This is a genomic window from Corynebacterium sp. HMSC070E08 (genome assembly GCF_001808895.1).
Lineage (GTDB): Bacteria > Actinomycetota > Actinomycetes > Mycobacteriales > Mycobacteriaceae > Corynebacterium > Corynebacterium hiratae.
Map to the genome: position 1 here is coordinate 18,051 of NZ_KV794771.1, position 18,740 is coordinate 36,790.

At 62.4% G+C, this 18,740-nt stretch carries 18 protein-coding genes; 7 read left to right on the top strand and 11 right to left on the bottom strand.

The window, feature by feature from the left end:
• Positions 1–47 precede the first annotated feature (47 nt).
• The 3 genes from HMPREF2526_RS07760 (at position 48) to HMPREF2526_RS07770 (ending at position 3,243) form a co-directional block, all read left to right on the top strand.
• Positions 48–1,433: a 3'-5' exonuclease gene (locus HMPREF2526_RS07760; RefSeq protein WP_070546794.1), complete on the top strand. Its 1,386-nt coding sequence runs from the start codon at positions 48–50 to the stop codon at positions 1,431–1,433.
• A gap of 145 nt (positions 1,434–1,578) precedes the next feature.
• Positions 1,579–2,187: a hypothetical protein gene (locus HMPREF2526_RS07765; RefSeq protein WP_070546797.1), complete on the top strand. Its 609-nt coding sequence runs from the start codon at positions 1,579–1,581 to the stop codon at positions 2,185–2,187.
• A 51-nt stretch (positions 2,188–2,238) separates the two neighbouring features.
• Positions 2,239–3,243 (top strand): GTP pyrophosphokinase, encoded by a 1,005-nt coding sequence (locus tag HMPREF2526_RS07770; protein WP_070546801.1) that lies wholly within the window; start codon positions 2,239–2,241, stop codon positions 3,241–3,243.
• Here the strand turns inward: HMPREF2526_RS07770 and HMPREF2526_RS07775 are convergent.
• Genes HMPREF2526_RS07775 through ilvA form a run of 4 tightly spaced genes read right to left on the bottom strand, consistent with a single transcriptional unit; the run spans position 3,240 to position 5,825 of the window.
• Positions 3,240–3,626 (bottom strand): RNA-binding S4 domain-containing protein, encoded by a 387-nt coding sequence (locus tag HMPREF2526_RS07775; protein ID WP_010190494.1) that lies wholly within the window; start codon positions 3,624–3,626, stop codon positions 3,240–3,242. The two genes, HMPREF2526_RS07770 and HMPREF2526_RS07775, sit on opposite strands and share 4 nt — an antisense overlap.
• 6 nt (positions 3,627–3,632) lie before the next feature.
• Positions 3,633–3,869 carry a hypothetical protein gene (locus HMPREF2526_RS07780; RefSeq protein ID WP_070546804.1) on the bottom strand — a complete coding sequence of 79 codons (237 nt, stop codon included), beginning with the start codon at positions 3,867–3,869 and terminating at the stop codon, positions 3,633–3,635.
• A 34-nt stretch (positions 3,870–3,903) separates the two neighbouring features.
• Positions 3,904–4,542: a YigZ family protein gene (locus tag HMPREF2526_RS07785; RefSeq protein ID WP_070546806.1), complete on the bottom strand. Its 639-nt coding sequence runs from the start codon at positions 4,540–4,542 to the stop codon at positions 3,904–3,906.
• Positions 4,542–5,825, bottom strand: a complete 1,284-nt coding sequence (ilvA, locus tag HMPREF2526_RS07790) for a threonine ammonia-lyase IlvA (RefSeq protein WP_070515721.1) — start codon at positions 5,823–5,825, stop codon at positions 4,542–4,544. Before ilvA ends, HMPREF2526_RS07785 begins: the two co-directional genes overlap by 1 nt.
• 176 nt (positions 5,826–6,001) lie before the next feature.
• Here ilvA and HMPREF2526_RS07795 point away from each other — a divergent pair, with 176 nt between their 5' ends.
• Both HMPREF2526_RS07795 and HMPREF2526_RS07800 read left to right on the top strand, forming a co-directional pair.
• Entirely contained in the window at positions 6,002–7,963 is a 1,962-nt protein-coding gene (locus tag HMPREF2526_RS07795; protein ID WP_070546809.1) for a choice-of-anchor I family protein, read from the top strand.
• A gap of 110 nt (positions 7,964–8,073) precedes the next feature.
• Positions 8,074–8,688, top strand: a complete 615-nt coding sequence (locus HMPREF2526_RS07800; RefSeq protein ID WP_070515724.1) for a hypothetical protein — start codon at positions 8,074–8,076, stop codon at positions 8,686–8,688.
• Positions 8,689–8,802: 114 nt separating this feature from the next.
• Here the strand turns inward: HMPREF2526_RS07800 and HMPREF2526_RS07805 are convergent, their stop codons facing one another.
• Positions 8,803–9,999, bottom strand: coding sequence for a cobalamin-independent methionine synthase II family protein (locus HMPREF2526_RS07805; protein WP_070546811.1), 1,197 nt, complete (start codon positions 9,997–9,999; stop codon positions 8,803–8,805).
• 111 nt (positions 10,000–10,110) lie between these two features.
• Positions 10,111–13,686 (bottom strand): DNA polymerase III subunit alpha, encoded by a 3,576-nt coding sequence (dnaE, locus tag HMPREF2526_RS07810; RefSeq protein WP_070546904.1) that lies wholly within the window; start codon positions 13,684–13,686, stop codon positions 10,111–10,113.
• Between the two features lie 65 nt (positions 13,687–13,751).
• Here dnaE and rarD point away from each other — a divergent pair, with 65 nt between their 5' ends.
• Positions 13,752–14,654 (top strand): EamA family transporter RarD, encoded by a 903-nt coding sequence (rarD, locus tag HMPREF2526_RS07815; protein WP_070546813.1) that lies wholly within the window; start codon positions 13,752–13,754, stop codon positions 14,652–14,654.
• Here rarD and HMPREF2526_RS07820 read toward each other — a convergent pair.
• The 4 genes from HMPREF2526_RS07820 to lspA are packed head-to-tail and all read right to left on the bottom strand — an operon-like array spanning position 14,651 to position 16,973.
• The gene (locus tag HMPREF2526_RS07820; RefSeq protein ID WP_049155293.1) at positions 14,651–14,920 is read right to left on the bottom strand and encodes a hypothetical protein; all 270 of its coding nucleotides are present in this window, start codon (positions 14,918–14,920) and stop codon (positions 14,651–14,653) included. The two genes, rarD and HMPREF2526_RS07820, sit on opposite strands and share 4 nt — an antisense overlap.
• Before the next feature lie 18 nt (positions 14,921–14,938).
• Positions 14,939–15,538, bottom strand: a complete 600-nt coding sequence (locus HMPREF2526_RS07825; protein ID WP_070515730.1) for a hypothetical protein — start codon at positions 15,536–15,538, stop codon at positions 14,939–14,941.
• Positions 15,535–16,458 carry an RluA family pseudouridine synthase gene (locus HMPREF2526_RS07830; RefSeq protein WP_070546817.1) on the bottom strand — a complete coding sequence of 308 codons (924 nt, stop codon included), beginning with the start codon at positions 16,456–16,458 and terminating at the stop codon, positions 15,535–15,537. Before HMPREF2526_RS07830 ends, HMPREF2526_RS07825 begins: the two co-directional genes overlap by 4 nt.
• Positions 16,458–16,973: a signal peptidase II gene (gene lspA, locus HMPREF2526_RS07835; RefSeq protein ID WP_070546820.1), complete on the bottom strand. Its 516-nt coding sequence runs from the start codon at positions 16,971–16,973 to the stop codon at positions 16,458–16,460. Before lspA ends, HMPREF2526_RS07830 begins: the two co-directional genes overlap by 1 nt.
• 32 nt (positions 16,974–17,005) lie before the next feature.
• Between lspA and HMPREF2526_RS07840 the strand changes: the two genes are divergently transcribed.
• Entirely contained in the window at positions 17,006–17,953 is a 948-nt protein-coding gene (locus HMPREF2526_RS07840) for a hypothetical protein (protein WP_070546823.1), read from the top strand.
• A gap of 124 nt (positions 17,954–18,077) precedes the next feature.
• Here HMPREF2526_RS07840 and HMPREF2526_RS07845 read toward each other — a convergent pair whose 3' ends face one another.
• On the bottom strand, positions 18,078–18,698 hold the full coding sequence (locus tag HMPREF2526_RS07845; RefSeq protein WP_070546827.1) for a WKL family lipoprotein: 621 nt from the start codon (positions 18,696–18,698) through the stop codon (positions 18,078–18,080).
• Between the last annotated feature and the right edge of the window lie 42 nt (positions 18,699–18,740).

Genomic DNA, 18,740 nt, shown 5'->3' on the forward strand with positions numbered 1-18,740 from the left:
TGCTCCTTTACCACCTACGCTCTGCTCCCCTGTCCTGAAAGGAATCTGTGTCCTATACCGCCCATGGCGCTGTCATTGATGTCACCGCCGATGCCCTCACGTTCCGCCGCTCCCAGCTTGCTGCGTCCCTCGGCGCACCGGCCCACGAGGCTCTCTCGATGGCCGATGCCACGAGCGTGGAGTGCACGGCGCCAACGGCCACGGGCTTCGGGCAGGTCGTGGTGCGCGGCACGGTCGATGCTGCGGGGAATGCTGGGGACACGGTCATCCGCTTCGCCCCAGGCCAGGACGCGGAGGCCTTCGCTCAGGCGGTCAAGGCCGCCCTCCGCGGCGAAGCGCCGGCGACCAGCAGCCGAGTCGACGGACTGAATTTCACCGCTGTCGATGTGGAAACCGCTAACGACAACTGGGGTTCGGTCTGCCAAATCGGCGCGGTCCGCTTCCGCGATGGTGAAGAAACTGAGTCCCGCACGTGGCTGTGTACTCCCCCGCCGGGTCTGGAGCACTTCGACGATGTCAACATCAGTATCCACGGCATCACAGCAGACGACGTCGCCGGCGCTTCCCCCTTCGCGGACGCCGCTGCCGAGCTCTTCGAGTTCCTCGGTTCCGACACGTTGGTCGCCCACAACGCGCAATTCGATTCCACCGCTTTGCGCAGTGGCCTCCAGAAGGCGGCGGCTCCAGTCCCAGAAGTGCGCCTAGCATGTTCGCTAGCGCTGGCTCGCGACGCCTCCCGCGCCGGCGTTATCGACGTGGCCAACCATAAGCTTCCCACCGTTGCCTCCTACATTGGCGCCGAAGATTTTCAGCACCACGAGGCCACGGCGGATGCCCGCGCCGCTGGGGAAATTGTCAGCGCCTTGGCTCAACGTTTTGGCCACTCCGGTTCCATCGAGGAATTGTTCTCTACCCGCGAGTTTGCACTGGGAACCTTAAGCGAGGATTCGGTTATCCCTGTCCTCCGCGCCAACACCGCACCGCTTTCCGCAGCAGACCTAGGCGCGGGTACAGATTTCCGCGACAACACCCGCATGGCGGGTGCTACCTCGGGTGCTCAGAAGAAGCGCTCCTCCTCGCAGAAGCGCCGCGGGCCGGCCCCGTGGCAGTCCGTGTCCACCCCGGACAACATCCCGGATCCGAACCCCGATGCCGACCCGGAAGGCGCGTTGTTTGGCCAGAATGTCACCCTCACCGGTGACTTTGAGCCTTTCGACAAGGGCTTGTTGTGGTCCAAGATCGCTGAGCGCGGCGGCCAGGTGGGCAAAAACGTCACGAAGAAGACCACCATCCTCGTCGTGGGCCAGTGGGCCACCAAAACGTCGAAGGAAAAGCGTGCCGAAGAGCTGCAAAGCAACGGCCAGGACATCGCCATCTGGCAGTCCGACAAGCTCTTAGAGGAACTGCAGCTCGACGAAGCCCCACCGTTCTAGGCAGTAAAGGGCGCTAGGGAGTTAGGGCATCCAGGCTCTAGCGCGCGGTGAAATTTCTCTTCTCCGGTGGGAACCTATGGGCGCAAGACACAGTCCAATAAAGGCAAGGAATCCGCACTAGCCTACCTTTCACGGAGACGAACACATGACCATCGCGCTGCCCACCTCGCTTCACGTCGATCACCTGCTCCCTTCGCTCTGCCCGAGCGAAGAGCTCAACGGAATTAAGCTGTGCGATGATGGCTTCGGCGACTCGCCCGCGCGCATCCAACTCTCGCGGACGCTATCGATGTCCATGGTGCACGGCACGGGTGCCGAAACCAAGCGCGTGAGCCAGCGTGCGTTGGACGATCTGGGCCTGACTACGCGCCAGGCGTGGGATACCGCAGCGCTTAATCTTCAACGCTGCGCGTTAACGCAGCAGGGACTGCGTTTCTTTACCCGGCCAGCCGAGCACAGTCTCAGCGGTGCTGAAGGCAGCCTCGAAGTGCGCGTGCACCGTTGCACCGTATCGTCGTGGTTGGCGCATCCGCAGGCCTTCGTTATCCTGGATAATCATCTGAAACGCTTGAGCCAAGCCACGAGTATTACCTACCTCGTTCCTGATGCGCACACCCTCTACGCGCTGCTTAACGTTTCCCCACAGCGAGCGACGGAACTGGCCTGCCGCGCGGCCGAGTTGCGCCCGCGCCATCGTCCCCCTCTGAGCCTGCAACCACTAGTATTGGCTAACGGCTTCCCTCTCGAGGTGTAGATACGCCTCACTTCATTCTCGCCGTGGCCGAAAGGAGTCACGTTCTTCACGATGCCTGAATCATCCATGTCCCGCCTGGGCAACCAGTACCACTCCTGGGTACGCGCGCACCCCACCGCGGCGCAAGACTTCCGCGACGCCATCGAGGACTTGCTGAACGACGCCGGAATTATCTTCGACCGCGTGGCCACCCGTGTAAAACAATGGCCGTCGCTCAAGGCCAAGGCGAAGAAGCGTCGAGAGAACGGCGAGCTCATGTATCCGAACCCGTGGGAGGATATTCACGATGTTTTGGGCGTGCGGATTACTGTCTTCCACTCCACGATTATCCCAGAGGCCCTGGAGGTTTTAGGAGAGACCTTTACCGTGCTTCGCTCAGTGGATAAGGCAGCGGAGACGCGAATTTCCGGTGGGTTTGGTTATGGCTCCCATCACTTGGTACTGACGGTATCGGAGGATAGCGCCGCCACGCTGGAGGAACTTGAGCCTTATATCGGCTGGACCTTCGAGATTCAGATTCGCACCGTACTCCAGCACGCGTGGGCCGAGTTCGAACACGATATCCGCTACAAACAGGGTCCGAATCCTCCCTCCCCACAGGTCGATCGGCTCTTTACGCTCGCCGCAGGCCTCATTGAGCTGGCGGATCAGCAATTCGATGAAATCGCCGCGCTCAAGGCTCCCAGCTCTGAGACGGACGATGACGTGGAAATCACGGCAGAGACCCTCCCCGGCGTCCTCGCCATCATTCTGGGTAACCGCTTTCCGCGTTCACGCTCGGAGCACTACCGCTTCCTGGCGGAGCTTTTAGAAAACAACGGCATCACACACTTGAGCCAGCTCAGGCAGCTACTCGATGATGACGACATCGCCCACGTTCACGACGCCATGCGCTACCGCTTCCGCCCGGGCCAGGTCAGGCTTATCGACGACCTGCTGCTCAACAAATTCGGCGCCCAGCACATCGAGGCCACCGCCGATGCCGGCGACCGCAGGGACCGCAAGCGCCGCTTGAACGCGCGCCTGAAGGCCTTAAAGAACTTCCGGAATAATTAGCGGAATCCGCCGCGGAACTTCTCCATCTGCCGGCGCTCCTTCTTCGTGGGGCGGCCTGCACCGCGCGGGCGGACTGGGACGGAGGGCATGAACTCCTTCGGCGGTGGCGGCGGGGCATGGTCGATGTAGCAGGTCCGCGCGATGGGAGCGCCCACGCGCTTGGACACAGTGGCGAGCACCTCGAGATCATGTTCGTGGTGGTTGCGCCACACGCGCACGCGGTCGCCGGGGACAACCTGCTGCGCGGGCTTGGTGGCGTTGCCGTTGAGCTTGACGTGCCCGGCGCGCACCGCCGTGGCAGCTTCTGACCGAGTCTTGAACATGCGCACGGACCAGACCCAGGCGTCAATGCGGACGGGCCGCCCGTCGGGCTGATTCACCATAGGCGCTTAAAGGTTGTGGTTTTCGTTGACGATCTTCTGGATCTTTACCCAGTTGTAGGCGCCGCCGACCACGGCGACGATGAGGCCAATGGCCATACAGGTCCAGAAACCGGTAAGCGCCCAGCCCAAGAGCACACCGCCGGCGACGCCGCCCACGACACAGATAGCTCCGTTGCGTGCGTGGGTGCGCACGGCTTGCTTGCGTTGCTCAATGGGGTTGTTGGGGCGTCGCTGCATAGTCATGGGGCTTATTTTACATGGCCAGAAGCCCACACCCTTAAAGCTCCACCCAGGCTGTTCCGGCTTCCTTCGGCTCTACCCCACCCTGAGTCAGTGCCGCGAGCGTTGCAGCGAGTTTCTCCTCACCGCCGGGCTCAACGGACACGGTGAAGGTCACCGCCTGGCCATAAGCGGTATCCACCATGTCGACGCCGCGGTTGCGCAGCTCCGCTTCCAGCCGCCCGGCCTCCGCATGGAACACTTCGACGGTATAGAGCTCGCGCAAGGCACGCGTGACGGGCTCAACCTGCTCCATCGTCTCGCTGACGGCACCTCCATAGGCGTGCACGAGCCCGCCCGCGCCCAGCTTGATACCGCCGAAGTAGCGCACCACGACCGCGCAGATATCGAGCAGTCCGGAGCCCTTCAGAACATCGAGCATCGGCTTGCCCGCCGTGCCGGAGGGCTCGCCATCATCGGAGGAGCGCTCCACTGGATTCGAGCCGTCAACGTGGTAGATGTAGGCCGAGCAGTGGTGGCGGGCGTCAGGGAAGCGGTCGCGGGCGCCGTCGATAAGCGTGCGTGCTTCCGCTTCCGTCGTGGCGCGGCCTATGAGGGTGATAAACCGCGAGCGCTTGATCTCAATCTCGTGCTCGACAATCTCACCGGCGGCGGGGCGCTGATAGCTCTCCAGCATTATGCGACGAGGAAGTCGTACTCAGGCGTGCCGGGCTGAAGCTGCTGGCAGTTGAGCTTCGATTTCTCCATTCGCTCCAGCAGTCCGTCGATACCTGCGGCACTCCCCAACTCGATACCCACCAGCGCGGCGCCGGTCTCGCGGTTGTTGCGCTTGAGGTACTCGAACAACGTGATGTCATCTTCAGGGCCGAGAACATCCTGCAGGAAGTGGCGCAGCTGGCCTGGCTCCTGCGGGAAGTTCACCAGGAAGTAGTGCTTGAGTCCGCGGTGCACCAGGGAGCGCTCCATGATTTCGGCATAGCGCAGCACGTCATTATTGCCGCCGGAAATCACGCAGACCACCGTTGAGCCCGGCTGTAGGTTGAGCGTGCGCAGACCGGTCACGCTCAGCGCGCCGGCAGGTTCGGCAATGATTCCTTCGTTTTGGTAGAGCGCGAGCTGCTCCGTGCACACGGCGCCTTCCGAGACGATGTCATGGTGCAGGCGGCCCTGGTTGGCTTCCAGAATCTTGAAAGGCAGCTCGCCGATGCGCTTGACGGCAGCACCATCGACGAAGGGGTCGACGGTCTCCAGGGTCACCGGCTCACCGGCCGCAAACGCAGCGCTCAGCGACGCCGCCCCGGCCGGCTCAATGCCCACCACCGCGGTGCGCGGGGCCATGTCGGCGAGGTAAGAGGTGATGCCGGAAATGAGTCCGCCGCCGCCCACGGGGACCACCACGGTATCCAAGGACTTGCCCATTGAGGACAGCTGGGACACGATTTCCGCGGCCACAGTTCCCTGACCGGTGACGGTATCGCGCGAGTCGAAAGGCTCGATGAAGAAGGCTCCGCGCTCGGCGGCATCCGCGTGCGCGGCAGCTGCTGCCTCGTCGAAGTTAGCGCCGGTGACCACCAACTCCACGAAATCACCACCGTGAACCAGGATGCGGTCGCGTTTTTGCTTCGGGGTAGGTTCCGGCACGTAGATCTTGCCGTGGATTCCCATGGTGCGGCAGGCGTAGGCGACGCCCTGGGCGTGATTTCCCGCCGAGGCGGTAACTATCCCCTGCGTGCGCTGTTCTTCGCTGAGGTTTGACATGCCGTAAATAGCCCCGCGGATCTTGTAGGAGCGCACATCCTGCAGATCTTCGCGCTTCAGGTACACCTCATAACCTGTCTCTTGGGACAGGCGCGGGCAGTACTGCAGCGGAGTCGGGGCAATCTCCGAGCTAATTCGCGATTGGGCCAGTTGGATATCAGAGGCGTGGATAGGCTCGAAGTCTTGCGGGATGGTTGTCATGGTGGCTTATTTTAGCGCCCCGCCCTCCACGCGTCGCACATTACCTAGCATTCGACCGGTTCACCGAACGTTTACCCAGATCTCGTTTGGCCGCAACTTACTGTTCCCCAAAAGCACTAGGGGCAAACGTACGGTGGTGCGGAATCTTTTCGTCTCGCAACAAGGAGTCTTTCTGCATGTCTCGTTCTATCTCCCGCCGCTCCCTCACCCTGTGCGCTGCGACCGCCACGTGCCTTAGCCTGGCTGTACCGACTTCCTCGGCTGCGATCGTAGAGAATGTCATCGAGCACTCTGCTGCCGACGCTAACCTCAAGGTCACCCCGATTGGCACCTATGAGTCTGGGGTCTACGAAGAGTCCGCCGCAGAGATCGTGGCCTTCCACCCGGCCTCCAAGCGCATTCTCACCGTCAACGCGCATGCGGGCCAGATTGATGTCCTCGATGCTTCGGATCCGACCAAGCTCACGCTCATCGGTTCCATTTCTGCTGGCGAGGGCAAGGAAATCAACTCCGTGGCCGTGCGCCCCGATGGCCTGGCTGTGGCCGCCGTCCAGCAAGCGGACAAGACCGAGGAGGGCGAAGCACTGTTCTTCAACGCCGCAGCCGAAGACCTGACGACCGCCGAATTAGGGCGCGTGATGGTGGGCGCTTTGCCGGATAACGTCCACATCACCGCCGATGGTGGCTACGCTCTCCTCGCCAATGAGGGCGAGCCCTCGAACGAGCTCAACGCCGAGGGCACCGATTACGTCACGGACCCGGAAGGTTCCGTCTCCGTCATTAAGCTGCCGGAGGGTGTTGAGGCTTCAACCCAAGCGCACGCCCGTATCGCCGACTTCACAGCCTTCGACGGTCAGCCCCTGCCAGAGGGCGTGCGCGTCTTCGGCCCCTCCGGTCACGATTCCAAGCCCTCTATCGACTTCGAGCCGGAGTACATCACCTCCCAGGACGGCAAGGCCTTTGTAACGCTGCAGGAGGCCAACGCCATCGGTGTCATTGACATCGAGTCCGCCACCGTGGAAAAGATTCTGCCTGCACACATTGCGGATCACTCGACAGTCCCGCTGGACCCCTCGAACAAGGATGACAAGGCGGAGCTGCGCACCATCCCGGTTAAGGGTCTGTCCATGCCCGATTCCATCGGTGCCTTCACCGCTGGCGGCCAGACCTACTTCGCCACCGCGAACGAGGGCGACGCCCGCGAATGGGGCGTGGAGGAGAAGGACGGCGGTTCCGGCGTCTACACCGATGAGGTGGAGCTCAAGGACGTGGTCGAGGATGGCAAGGTGTGCGAGGGCGCGCTTGGCGACGTCGACCTGGACAAGCTCGCCGACAAGAAGGAAGCCGGCAACCTGAAGCTGAGCAACGCCTCTGGCTGGAACGAAGAGAAGGGCTGCTTCGACGAGCTTTATGCTTACGGCTCCCGTTCCTTTAGCATCTACGACGCGGAGGGCAACGTTGTCTTCGACTCCGGTGCCGAGTTCGAAAAGATCACCGCCGAGCTCAACGAGCCGGGCGTGTTCCACCACAACGCCGATAATGAGAGCGCCGAGTTTGATGACCGTTCCGACAACAAGGGCCCCGAGCCCGAGGCTCTCACCATCGGCACCGTGGGAGATCGCACATACGCCTTCATCGGCGCGGAGCGCGTCGGCGGCATCTTTGTCTACGACGTCACCGACCCTGCTAACTCTTCCTTCGTTACCTACGTCAACAACCGCGACTTCTCCACCGACGAGTCCGCTGCTGCCGGCGACCTAGGCCCGGAGGGCTTTGCCTTCGTCGACAAGGCGGACTCCCCCAACGGCGAGTACCTGCTCATCGTCGGCAACGAGGTATCCGGAACCACGACCGTCTACTCCGTTAAGGATCTCCTCGCTGGCGACAAGGACGACGAGGAGAATCCGGACGAGAATCCGGATGAGAACCCTGGCGATGACTCGCAGGACCAGGACGACCAGAACAAGGACGGCCAGAGCTCCCGCCCGTCCACCGCGGCCATCATCGCTGGTTCTGTCATCGGTGTCATCGCCGCCCTAGCCGCTGCCGTAGGCCTGCTGCGCGCCCCGGGTATCCGTGAAACGGTCCTCAGCCTGGCTCCTGCGCCGCTGCGCGAGCAGCTGGAGAAGTTCCTCTAGCCCCTACCGCGCTCCTGGGGAGGGCTGCTACATTGAGATGGGCTTGCTCGAAGCCCCTCCCCCTTTTTTCTCATCCCCTCGCATCCCTTCCCAAGGAGAACCCTCTGATTATGCGCCTTTCAACCTCCCTGATCGCAGTGTGCACCACGACCATGGCCCTGGTAACTCCGCTGGCTGCAGCCGACGACGCTTCTGGTAGCGCTCAGCCCGCCGCGCAGAGCCAGAGCGGACAGAACGGTCAGAGCTCCACTGGCGGAAGCTCGATGAACATCGGTCACACCAATACCTCCGGCCTCTCCGAGGAGTGCGCGGATGCGGTGCGCAAGGCGCGCGAGGAGCACGAAAACGCGGTGGCCGATGACACTGCGGGCTCGTCCTTCATGGGGCCGAAGGAGCTCGGACTCGGCATCCTTAACGGTTATGGTTCCTCCGGTATGCCGGAAGAGCCGGACTGCGTCCAGGAAGAAAAGGACGCTGAGCTGGAGAAGGAGTGGGACGAGATGCCGGACTGGGTACAGTCTGCACGCCCCAATGACACGGCCGAGGAAGTCTTTGCGTGGATCGGTGGCGCGGCTGCGTTACTTTCCGTCGGCATCAACCTGCTGGCCGCGGTCGCGCAGTCCAACCCGGCTGTCCTCAACGACCTGCGTGCCTTCCTCAAGAGCCACGGTTTCTACTGGGATAACACCAAGAAGAAGGAAGAGGCCGACGCGGCTGAGGAATAATTCCCTACCGTACGATCTCGAAGGCGCGAACCACACTTGGTTCGCGCCTATTTATTTCGTCCTCGGACGGGACCGCGCGCTAGAGCATTTGCGCGCCCCAGCCCCGGCGACGGGTTAGAACAGTTCCTCCGTAGCGATCTGTGCGCCTTCAACGAGGGACTCCAACTTTGCCCACGCGATCTGGTGGTGCAGGCGTCCGCCGAGACCGCAGTCCGTCGACGCGATGACGTTCTCGGGGCCCACCAACTCGGCGAAACGGATAATGCGATCCGCCACTAGGCGCGGGTGCTCCACCGCGTTTGTCGAGTGCGAAATCACGCCCGGGTAGATGACAGTGCCCTCCGGTAGCTTGTGGTCCTGCCACACGCGCCACTCGTGTGCGTGGCGCGGCGAGGCGCCCTCGAAGGAGAAGCCGCCGACCTTGGCCTGCAGGATCTCTTCAATGATGTCCGCGAACGGAATATCCGTCACGTGCGGGCCATGCCAGGAACCCCAGCAGATGTGCAGGCGGGTCTGCTCGCGCGGGATATCCTTGATGGACTCGTTGAGGATGTCAATGCGCTCGCGCAGGAATGCCTGGAAGTCCTCTACGGTCGGCTCCGGGACCACCGAGTCCCAAGCTTCGGCCAGATCCGGGGCATCGAACTGGACTGTTAGACCGGCATCGGTAATGGCCTTGTACTCCACCTTGAGCGCCTCGCCACACGCACGCACGAGATCGGACTCATCCTCGTAGTACTTGTTGGGCAGACGTGCCGCAGCACCCGGAGATAGGGCGGCGACGAAGCCTTCGGTGCCTTCGGGGAGGGCGTGGGCAAGCAGCTTCACGTCCGCCTCGACCTGCTCCTGGCCGATGTACGTAACCGGGCCGGTGAACTCCGGGTTAGCGACCTTCTTGCGGCCGGTAAAGATACCCGAATCCGGATCGTTGTAAGCTTCGGCGAACAGTGCGCGGTCGCGGCGATCCTTCATCGAGGAAAGGCGAATCTTGCCCGGCTCGGAACGGATCTTGTCACCGATTTCCCAGCGGTCCTTGTCCGTCATGGTCAATCCACCCAGGCGGGTAAAGGAGTAGTTCCACCAAGCTCCATAGTCCACAGCGCCGGAGGTGATGTGGCCGTACTCGCCCTCGTTGATGATGTCGATGCCGAGATCAACCTGGCGCTTGACCACGTCAGCAACCGAGCGCTGAAGAATCTCGTGGAACTTCTCATCGGAGATGGTGCCGGCAGAACGCTCGAGGTTAGCCTCCAGCAGCTCCTTGGTGCGTGGCAGCGAGCCGACGTGGGTGGTGCGGATCTTATTGACCATAGGAGGTACATTCCCTTTCAACTAGACTGTGCTGTCTAGCGTAACCCACGGGCGAAGCACAGCCCGCTTCGTTCTGCACTTTTATTCAGCACGCGGCCCCAGCAGGTGGGCTCACCCAAGGATGCCGGCGCCCATCGTCGCCTTGAGATCACCCATGAGGTTGCTGGAGCGCTCCACACGCAGATGTTCGCCGAGGACCATCATGGTGGACTCTTCGCCGTCGACAAGCGTGAGGTACACGTCGGACTCACCCTTGTTGTTGACCAAGACCTGCTTGAGCCGCGCAATGTTGTCCATCGTGCACTGATCCGTGCGCATGGTCAGTCGCAGCGGCAGGCCAGCACCGTTGCCCGGCCCCAAATCGGGAACGCGGATATCGGAGCAGAACAAGGACATGCGCTCATCGCGAATCTTCACCTGAACCTTGGCCAGGATGATATTGTCTTCCGCAATCTGCGGGGCCACCAGCGAGTACACCTGGTTGAACACGAGGATATCCACCTGGGCGCCGTTATGGTCCTCGATGCTGACGATGGCCCAGGGCGAGCCATCGCGCTTGGAAAAGCGCCTGTCGACGCCCGAGATAATGCCGCCGATCACCAGCTCCTGCCCGTTGCCGACTTCACCGTTGAGGATCTTGGTAATCGGGGTGTCGGTCTGCGCGTTGAGGGCTTCCTCGAAGCCATCGAGCGGGTGGCCGGACACGTACAGGCCGAGCATCTCCCTCTCCAAGGCCAGCTCGTGCTTTCGATCCCAGTTCTCATCTGGGATATCGATGGCGAAGGCGGAGACAGAGTCGCCCTGTTCATCACCACCGCCAAAGCCAGCGAAGAGGTCAAATTGGCCCTTGTCGGCTGCTTTTTTGGTAGTCTGCACCGAATCCACGGCATCCTCGTGGATGAGCATGAGGCCCTTGCGCGGGTGTTCCAGGGAATCGAAGGCTCCGGCCTTGATGAGGGATTCGGTCACGCGCTTCGAACAGGCCGCCAGCTCGATCTTCTCCAGGTAATCGGAGAAGGACGTGAAAGCGCCTTTCTCCCGGCGGGTCTTCACGATGGAATCCACCACTTCCCCACCGACGTTGCGGATAGCGCCCATGCCGAAGCGGATATCCTCGCCCACGGCCTGGAAGGTTTCTTGGGACTCATTGACGTCCGGGGAGAGCACGCGGATGCCCAGGTGGCGACAGTCGGCCAGGTAGATAGCGGACTTATCCTTCTTGTCACCCACCGAGGTCAGCAGCGCGGCCATGTACTCCGGCGCGTAATAGGCCTTCAGGTAAGCCGTCCAGAAGGACACCAACCCGTAACCGGCGGCGTGGGACTTGTTAAACGCGTAGGAGGCGAAGGGCTCAATGGTGCCCCACAGAGCGTCCATCGCTTCCTTGGAGTAGCCGTTATCCTTCATGCCGCCCCAGAACTTGTCATATTGCTGGGCCAGCACTTCCGGCTTCTTCTTACCCATGGCCTTGCGGAAGCCGTCTGCCTCGCCGGCGGTGTAGTTCGCCACCTTCTGCGAGATACGCATGATCTGCTCCTGGTACACAATGAGGCCATAGGTCTCATCCAGGATTTCCTTGAGCGGCTCCTCCAGCTCGGGGTGAATTGGGGTAATTTCCTTGCGGCCGTTCTTGCGGTCGGCATAATCCCAGTGCGCGTTCACACCCATCGGGCCCGGGCGGTAGAGCGCCAGCGACGCCACGATGTCCTTAAAGCCCGTTGGCTTCATGCGTTTGAGCAGCTCCTGCATGCCGCCGGAGTCCAGCTGGAACACGCCCAGAGTATCGCCGCGCGAGAGCAGGTCATAGACCTTTGAGGCATTCGGGTCGTCGGCATGGAGGTCTTCTAGGTGGACTTCCTCGCCGCGGTTCTTCTTGATGTTTTCCAGGCAGTCACCAATCACGGTGAGGTTGCGCAGACCCAGGAAGTCCATCTTCAGCAGGCCGATGGCCTCACAGGCCGGGTAGTCCCAGCCGGTGATGTAGGCGCCGTCGGCTGGGCGCTTCCACATCGGGATGTGGTCCATAAGCCGGACCGAGGCCATAATGACCGCGCAGGCATGCACGCCGGCCTGGCGGACCACGCCCTCGAGGCCGCGAGCGGTCTCGTAGATCTTCTTGACGTCCGGGTCAGTCTCAATCATCTGCCGGACCTCGGTCGCCTCCGAGTAGCGCTCGTGCTCGGGGTCCATGATGCCGGCGAGCGGGATGTCCTTGGCCATGATGGCAGGCGGCAGCGCACCGTTAATGCGGTCCGCCATCTGGAAGCCCGGCTGGCCAAAGTGCACCTTAGCGGAGTCCTTAATGGCCTGCTTGGTCTTCACGGTGCCGAAGGTAATCACCTGGGCAACCTTGTCCTCGCCCCACCGCTCGGCGGCGTAAGTAATCATCTCGCCGCGGCGGCGATCATCGAAGTCGATATCGATATCCGGTGCGGACGGACGCTCCGGGTTCAAGAATCGCTCAAAGAGCAGGCCGTGCTCGATGGGGTCAATGTTGGTAATGGTCAGCGCGTAGGCCACGAGTGCACCGGCCGCCGAACCACGACCCGGACCGACGCGAATGCCGATGGACCGCGCGTGTTTGATGAGCTCGGCCACGATGAGGAAGTAAGAGGGGTAGCCCTTCATGTCGATGACGCTGATCTCGTACTCAGCGCGATCGATGTACTCCTGCGGCACATCCCCACCGTTGAAGCGATCCTTCAGTCCTTCCATCACCTCGTGGGTCAGCCAGGAGGTTGGGGTGTGGCCCTCGGGGACGTCGGCAATCGGCATGCGATCGTGGGTGTGCTCCTCCCAAATCGCACCGTAGTCCTGCACGCGCTCCGCAATCCACAGGGTGTTATCGCAGGCCTCCGGCACCATGTGATCCCACAGTTCGCGCATCTGCGCGGCGGACTTGATGTAGTAGCCGGTGCCATCGAACTTGAAGCGATCCGGGTCCATGAACGTCTTACCGGTCTGCACGCACAGCATGGCCTCGTGCGCCGGGGCTTGGGACTCCAGCACGTAGTGGCAGTCATTGGTCACCAACGGCGGCAAGTCCAGCTTGCGGCCGATCTCCAGCAGGCCGTCGCGCGTGCGCTTCTCGATGTCCAGCCCATGGTCCATGAGCTCCAGGAAGAAGTTGTCCTTGCCGTAGATGTCCTGCCACATCGCGGCAGCCTCGAGAGCCTCGTTGAACTGGCCCAAGCGCAGGCGGGTCTGCACGTCGCCGGAGGGGCAGCCGGTGGTCGCGATGATGCCTTCGGCGTGCTCGGCAATAAGCTCCGCGTCCATGCGCGGCCACTTTCCTAACTGGCCCTCGTAGGAAGCCAAGGAGGAAAGCTTGAACAGGTTGCGCAGCCCGGTTTCATTCTCCGCCAACATGGTCTGGTGCAGGTAGGCACCGGAGGCAGAGACGTCATCGCGCTTCTGGTCCGGGGTTCCCCACAGCACGCGCTTCTTGTTGAAACGTGACTCAGGAGCCAGGTAGGCCTCGATGCCGATGATTGGTTTAATGCCGGCGCTGGTCATCCTTTGATAGAAGGCATTGGATCCATACATGTTGCCGTGGTCGGTCATACCGACTGCCGGCATGCCTTGGCGGAGAACCTCATCCGCCAACATGTCCACCTTGGCCATGCCGTCCAGCATGGAAAATTCGGTGTGGTTGTGCAGATGGACGAAGGAGGAGTTTTTGGCCATGCGGCTCATCTTAGCGGGGCCGTCAAACTTCGCCCGTAGGTCCTCGTTAAGGTACATTTTCTTAAATGTTCTACACTATTGCCGCCTATCTCATGTGGGGCTTCTTCCCAGCGTTCTTCCCGCTGCTGCGCCCCGCCAGCCCGTTTGAGATCTTGGCCCACCGCATCGTGTGGACTGCGGTTCTCGTCACCGCAATGCTGCTGGTGACTGGTGGCTGGCGCGAGCTGAAAGCGTTCAGCTTGCGCACCTGGGGGTGGATGTTTGCCTGCGGCGTGGCCATCACCATCAACTGGGGTACCTATGTCATCGCCATCAACAGCGATCACGTGGCCGATGCCGCACTGGGCTATTTCATTAACCCGCTCGTCTCCGTGGCCCTCGGCATTATCTTCCTCAAGGAGAAGCTGACGAAGGCGCAGGTGGCGTCGGTCAGCATCGCCTTCATCGCGGTGTTGTGGCTGACCTTTATGACGGGCCAGGCCCCCTATTATTCGCTGGCCTTGGCTTTCAGCTTCGGAATCTATGGCCTGCTGAAGAAACGCATCACGGTCTCCTCGATGGGCTCAGTGGCCGCGGAAACCTTGGTCATGCTCCCCTTCGCGCTGGTCTACCTGGGCTACCTCCAGGCACAGGGAGAATCCACCTTCACTACCGAAGGCCCCGGGCACATCGCACTGCTGATTACCTCCGGCCTCGTCACCGCTCTGCCGCTGTTGTGTTTCGCCCAGGGCGCTAAGCACCTGCGCCTGTCTACGCTCGGCATGCTGCAGTACATGACCCCCATCATGCAGATGCTGTGGGCACTGTTCGTCACCCAGGAGCACATGTCCACTGAGCGCTGGATCGGTTTTGCCATCATCTGGGTGGCGGTGATCATCTACCTGGCGGACTTGGTGCGCATGGGCCGCGCTTCTCGACGCCGCGCCCGCCTCCACCCCGCCGACGCATCACCCACCGCAGAGGGCTAACGGCGCTTCAGCTCTTCGCGCGCTTGACGAGCCTGGGCGCGCCGGGCGGATTCCTCGCGCGCGTTGAGCGCCCACCGCGGCATGAGGATGGCCATGGCGATGCAGTAGATGGCCACCACGATGAGAATGCCGAAGGTGAGCTTGTCCGCTCCCCAGATTCCTTGCGCGATGGCGGCCCCAGAGGCGATGAACGCGCCCGCCCACATCAAGAGGTAGGCAAAGCGGTAGTTCGGCGGCCACTCGGTGGTGTTGGGAAACAGGCGCATGTCTTCTCCTCGGCTGTTCTAGCGGTTCTCATTCTGTCCGACGTTGGCGGGCGGGCGCACGCCGAAGGAGCCCCATGCGGCGTCAGCGGGCGCGACCTCCACGGTATCGACCCGCGGATCGTTAGCGAGGGCGCGCAGTTGACTCCCCCCGGAATAGACCACGACGGCATCGACCTTCGCTGGTGCATCCTCCGCCATGTCACGGGCATGGTCGGCCACGCGGGCCAAGACGGTATCGATAACGTCGGCGCGCGTGGCGCCGGCGACAGGCTCGGGGACCGCGATGGGCGCGGCCAGCCCGATCACGATGGCATCCATGCGCTCGATGGGCTGCAGGGCGTCGCTCACGTCCTGCGGACTCAGCGGCTCGCGAAAGCCCACCAGCGCGTAGGCCGGATCGGTTGCGTGCGCTAATGAGGTCTCCGCGCGCTCCCGATAATCGGCCGCGCTCTCCGAGCCATCAGGGCCAAGTTGGTCTCCCTGCACCGCCGTGCTGGGCTGCGTTCCGAAGAGCCCGAAGGCGACCACCACTGCCAAGGCGAGCACGGCCAACAGCACCAGCGCCGCGGCACGGCGGCGCCGGTAGATGCGTTGGCTGGCGCGTCGCTGCGGGCTCATCCGCGCAAAACCTCCACGGCGTGCTTGAGATCGTCCGGGTAGGGTGCAGTGCACTCGAACCACTTGCCGGTTCCCGGGTGGGTAAAGCCGAGTTCGACCGCGTGCAGCCACTGGCGGTTAAGCCCCACACGCTTGGCCAGGTTCGGGTCACAGCCATACATCGGATCGCCGACACAGGGATGCCCGGTGGCGGACATGTGGACACGGATCTGGTGGGTTCGGCCGGTCTCCAAATGAACCTCGAGGAGGCTAGCCTCGCGGAAGGCCTCCAACAGCTTGTAATGTGTCACGGCCGGTTTGCCGTCATCGACGACCCCAAATTTCCAGCCCGCCGAAGGATGACGGCCAATGGGTGCATCAATGGTCCCCACGATGGGATCCGGCAGGCCCTGCACCACGGCGTGATAGGTCTTCTGCACGGTGCGCTCGCGGAAGGCGTTCTTGAGTTGGGAGTAGGCGCGCTCGCTGGCGGCCACCACCATGACGCCTGAGGTCCCCACGTCGAGACGGTGGACAATACCCTTGCGTTCGGTCGGGCCGGCGTCGGCAAGCGCATAGCCTGCTGCCCGCAGCCCGCCGATGACGGTGGGCCCATCCCAACCCAACGTGGGGTGCGCAGCCACACCCACGGGCTTGCACACGCAGATGATGTCCTCGTCCGCGTAGAGAACATCCATGCCCTCCACCAGCTCTTCTTTGGGGATGAGCGGTTCCTCCGGCGATGGCATCATGACATCGATCCAGCCGCCAGCACTTAAGCGCTCGGACTTGCCCACGGCGGCACCATCGATTTCCACGTCTCCCGCCGCGCACAACTGGGCCACCCGGGCCCGCGAAATACCCAAGAGCTTGGCCAGGGCGGCATCCGCGCGCATGCCATCGAGGCCCTCGGGCACCGGCAACCTACGACTTTCGCGCATCAAGCTTCCCCCGCTTCCTGCTCTTGTGGCTTTTCTTTCATCTCAGCCCAGAACATCGCACCAATGAAGACCACGACGCCACAGGTAATGGCTGCATCCGCAATGTTGAAAACCGCGAAGCTGCCCACGGAGATGTAATCCACCACGTGCCCAAACCAAAACCCTGGTTCACGCACGAGGCGGTCGATGAAGTTACCCAGGGCGCCTCCGGCGATCATCGCCAGACCTATCGCCTGCCACTTATCGTGAATGCGCGGGGCGGCGATGGCCACACCAATGATGAAGACCAATTGGATCGTGGTAAACAGCCACGTCGAGCCCTCCCCGCCCATAGAGAAGGCGGCGCCGGGGTTAAACAGAAGGTAGAAACGGAACCAGTCACCGATTACCGGCAACGCTTCACCTTCAGTGAGGATGGACAGCATCAGCGCCTTCACGGCTTGGTCGACGGCGGCCACACCGAGCACCACCGCAACCATCACTCCGATATAACTCCTTGCTTTCACCCGTTCCATTCTAAACAGGCTCATCCGGTAATTTGGAATGCGTGTTTCGTGTGAGAGCCCTAGCAGTCCTGTCCGCCACCGTCCTGGGAGTCGCCGGCGCGCTGAGCGGCTGTTCCTATTCCCAGCCGGCCAAGCCAGTCGAGGAGCCAGTGGGCTTAGCCCTCGACGCCCCGCGCGTCACTCTTCTGGAACCCGGTGAGGGCGCCGGCACAGTCTTGGCGTACAAGGATCTCGACGCATCGCAAGAGCTGACCTATGAGGTCGCCACGGGCTTCGACCAGCAATTGCGCAAGGACGGCAGCACCGCTCCTTCGCCGGCGACCAAGGACAAGGTCACTCTTCCGCTGCAAGCCTCGGTGGAAGCTGCCACCGAGAATGTCGAAGGCCAGTTGCCGGCTAGCCGCAACGCCTTCGTCACTGTGGGCAAGCCTGAGGCTGACGGCACGGACGTCACATCCGCCGAGGGTTTCCAGTTTGGGTGGCGTGGTACGGATACCGGACAGATGAATTCTCTGCGCCTGGCGGCCCCGCGGGCAGCGACCGACGAGGCCCGCAGCACAGTCGAGCGCGCTATCACCAGCCTGACCTCCCTGCCCATCGTCTTCCCGGATGAGGAAATCGGCCCTGGTGCCAGGTGGATGGTGGAATCGCGCGTCACCGGTGAATCCACGCTGCTGCAAACCACGACCTATACCTTGGACAAGCTGGACGGGGATATCGCTGAGCTCAGCGTGAAGATTGAGCAGCGGCCTTCCCTGGGCGCACTGTCCTTCGACGGCGCCGACGCCCCCGAGGAGCTGCGTGGCAAGGAGCTGAAGGTTACGGACCACACGTCGACCTCGGAGGGCTCCGTTACCGTTGATCTAACCAAGCCGCTCCCCACCGCTGGCGATGTCTCCGTGACCACCGCCATTTCTTATGGTGCAGAAGGCTCTGATCTTCGCGTGGTGCAGACCAGCGCCACCGAGATGGAGTTCACCACCGACTAGCCCGCTGCGCACCGCCTTCCCCGCGCGAGATCACCGCGATGCAGCCTCCACACAAGGCAGCGCCCACCACCTGGCTGGCATGAGAACCAGTGAGTGGCGGGCGCTTAAGTTATGAAACCCTGTTTTACTGGGCGGGAGCCTCGGCACCTTCCGCGGGGGCGTCGGCAGGCGCCTCAGCGCCGTCCTCCATGCCGGCGCCTTCCTCGGCGCCAGCATCTTCCGGTACGGAATCGGCACACATCTCCGGGACCTCTTCCGGCGGGACGATGTTGGTGACCAAGACACAAGCCCAGGTCTTAGACAGCTTCCACGTGCCGCCCTCGTTGATGAACTCCACCTGGTCAGCGGTCTGCTGCTGGCCATCAGGGGTGTTGATGTGGACGGTAGCGAGCGCGGAATCCGGCACGAGGCCCGGGATGACCGGGGCCACGACCTCGAAGGTGGCACCGGATTCGGCCTGGGACTGCGACATGACGTCGAAAAGCTCCGGCGCCGTTTCGCTGCCCTGCACCAGCTGCACCTTCTCTTCCTGCGGCAGGTTCGGGTCGGCGGCCTTGGCCAGGATCTCGTTGAGTTCCTCCACGGAGGGCATCTCGGTGGAGACAACCTGCGAGGCGGAGGTTTCGCCCGAGGGCTTAGCGGCGGTGCTGTTCTCGGCCGCGCCGTCGTCGGAAGACGAGCAGGCGGACAGGGCAGTCGCGGCGCCCAAAGCCAGGACGGCGGCGCTCAGCTTGAAGGATTTCACAAATACTCCTCACGTTGGGGATCGTGGTTCATCCCTTTTACT

Bases quoted from the DNA above. Each gene is read 5' to 3' on its own strand.
- HMPREF2526_RS07765 (WP_070546797.1), top strand. From the start codon at position 1,579: ATGACCATCGCGCTGCCCACCTCGCTTCACGTCGATCACCTGCTCCCT.
- HMPREF2526_RS07770 (WP_070546801.1), top strand. From the start codon at position 2,239: ATGCCTGAATCATCCATGTCCCGCCTGGGCAACCAGTACCACTCCTGG.
- HMPREF2526_RS07775 (WP_010190494.1), bottom strand. From the start codon at position 3,626: ATGGTGAATCAGCCCGACGGGCGGCCCGTCCGCATTGACGCCTGGGTC.
- HMPREF2526_RS07780 (WP_070546804.1), bottom strand. From the start codon at position 3,869: ATGACTATGCAGCGACGCCCCAACAACCCCATTGAGCAACGCAAGCAA.
- HMPREF2526_RS07785 (WP_070546806.1), bottom strand. From the start codon at position 4,542: ATGCTGGAGAGCTATCAGCGCCCCGCCGCCGGTGAGATTGTCGAGCAC.
- ilvA (WP_070515721.1), bottom strand. From the start codon at position 5,825: ATGACAACCATCCCGCAAGACTTCGAGCCTATCCACGCCTCTGATATC.
- HMPREF2526_RS07795 (WP_070546809.1), top strand. From the start codon at position 6,002: ATGTCTCGTTCTATCTCCCGCCGCTCCCTCACCCTGTGCGCTGCGACC.
- HMPREF2526_RS07800 (WP_070515724.1), top strand. From the start codon at position 8,074: ATGCGCCTTTCAACCTCCCTGATCGCAGTGTGCACCACGACCATGGCC.
- HMPREF2526_RS07805 (WP_070546811.1), bottom strand. From the start codon at position 9,999: ATGGTCAATAAGATCCGCACCACCCACGTCGGCTCGCTGCCACGCACC.
- dnaE (WP_070546904.1), bottom strand. From the start codon at position 13,686: ATGGCCAAAAACTCCTCCTTCGTCCATCTGCACAACCACACCGAATTT.
- rarD (WP_070546813.1), top strand. From the start codon at position 13,752: ATGTTCTACACTATTGCCGCCTATCTCATGTGGGGCTTCTTCCCAGCG.
- HMPREF2526_RS07820 (WP_049155293.1), bottom strand. From the start codon at position 14,920: ATGCGCCTGTTTCCCAACACCACCGAGTGGCCGCCGAACTACCGCTTT.
- HMPREF2526_RS07825 (WP_070515730.1), bottom strand. From the start codon at position 15,538: ATGAGCCCGCAGCGACGCGCCAGCCAACGCATCTACCGGCGCCGCCGT.
- HMPREF2526_RS07830 (WP_070546817.1), bottom strand. From the start codon at position 16,458: ATGCGCGAAAGTCGTAGGTTGCCGGTGCCCGAGGGCCTCGATGGCATG.
- lspA (WP_070546820.1), bottom strand. From the start codon at position 16,973: ATGGAACGGGTGAAAGCAAGGAGTTATATCGGAGTGATGGTTGCGGTG.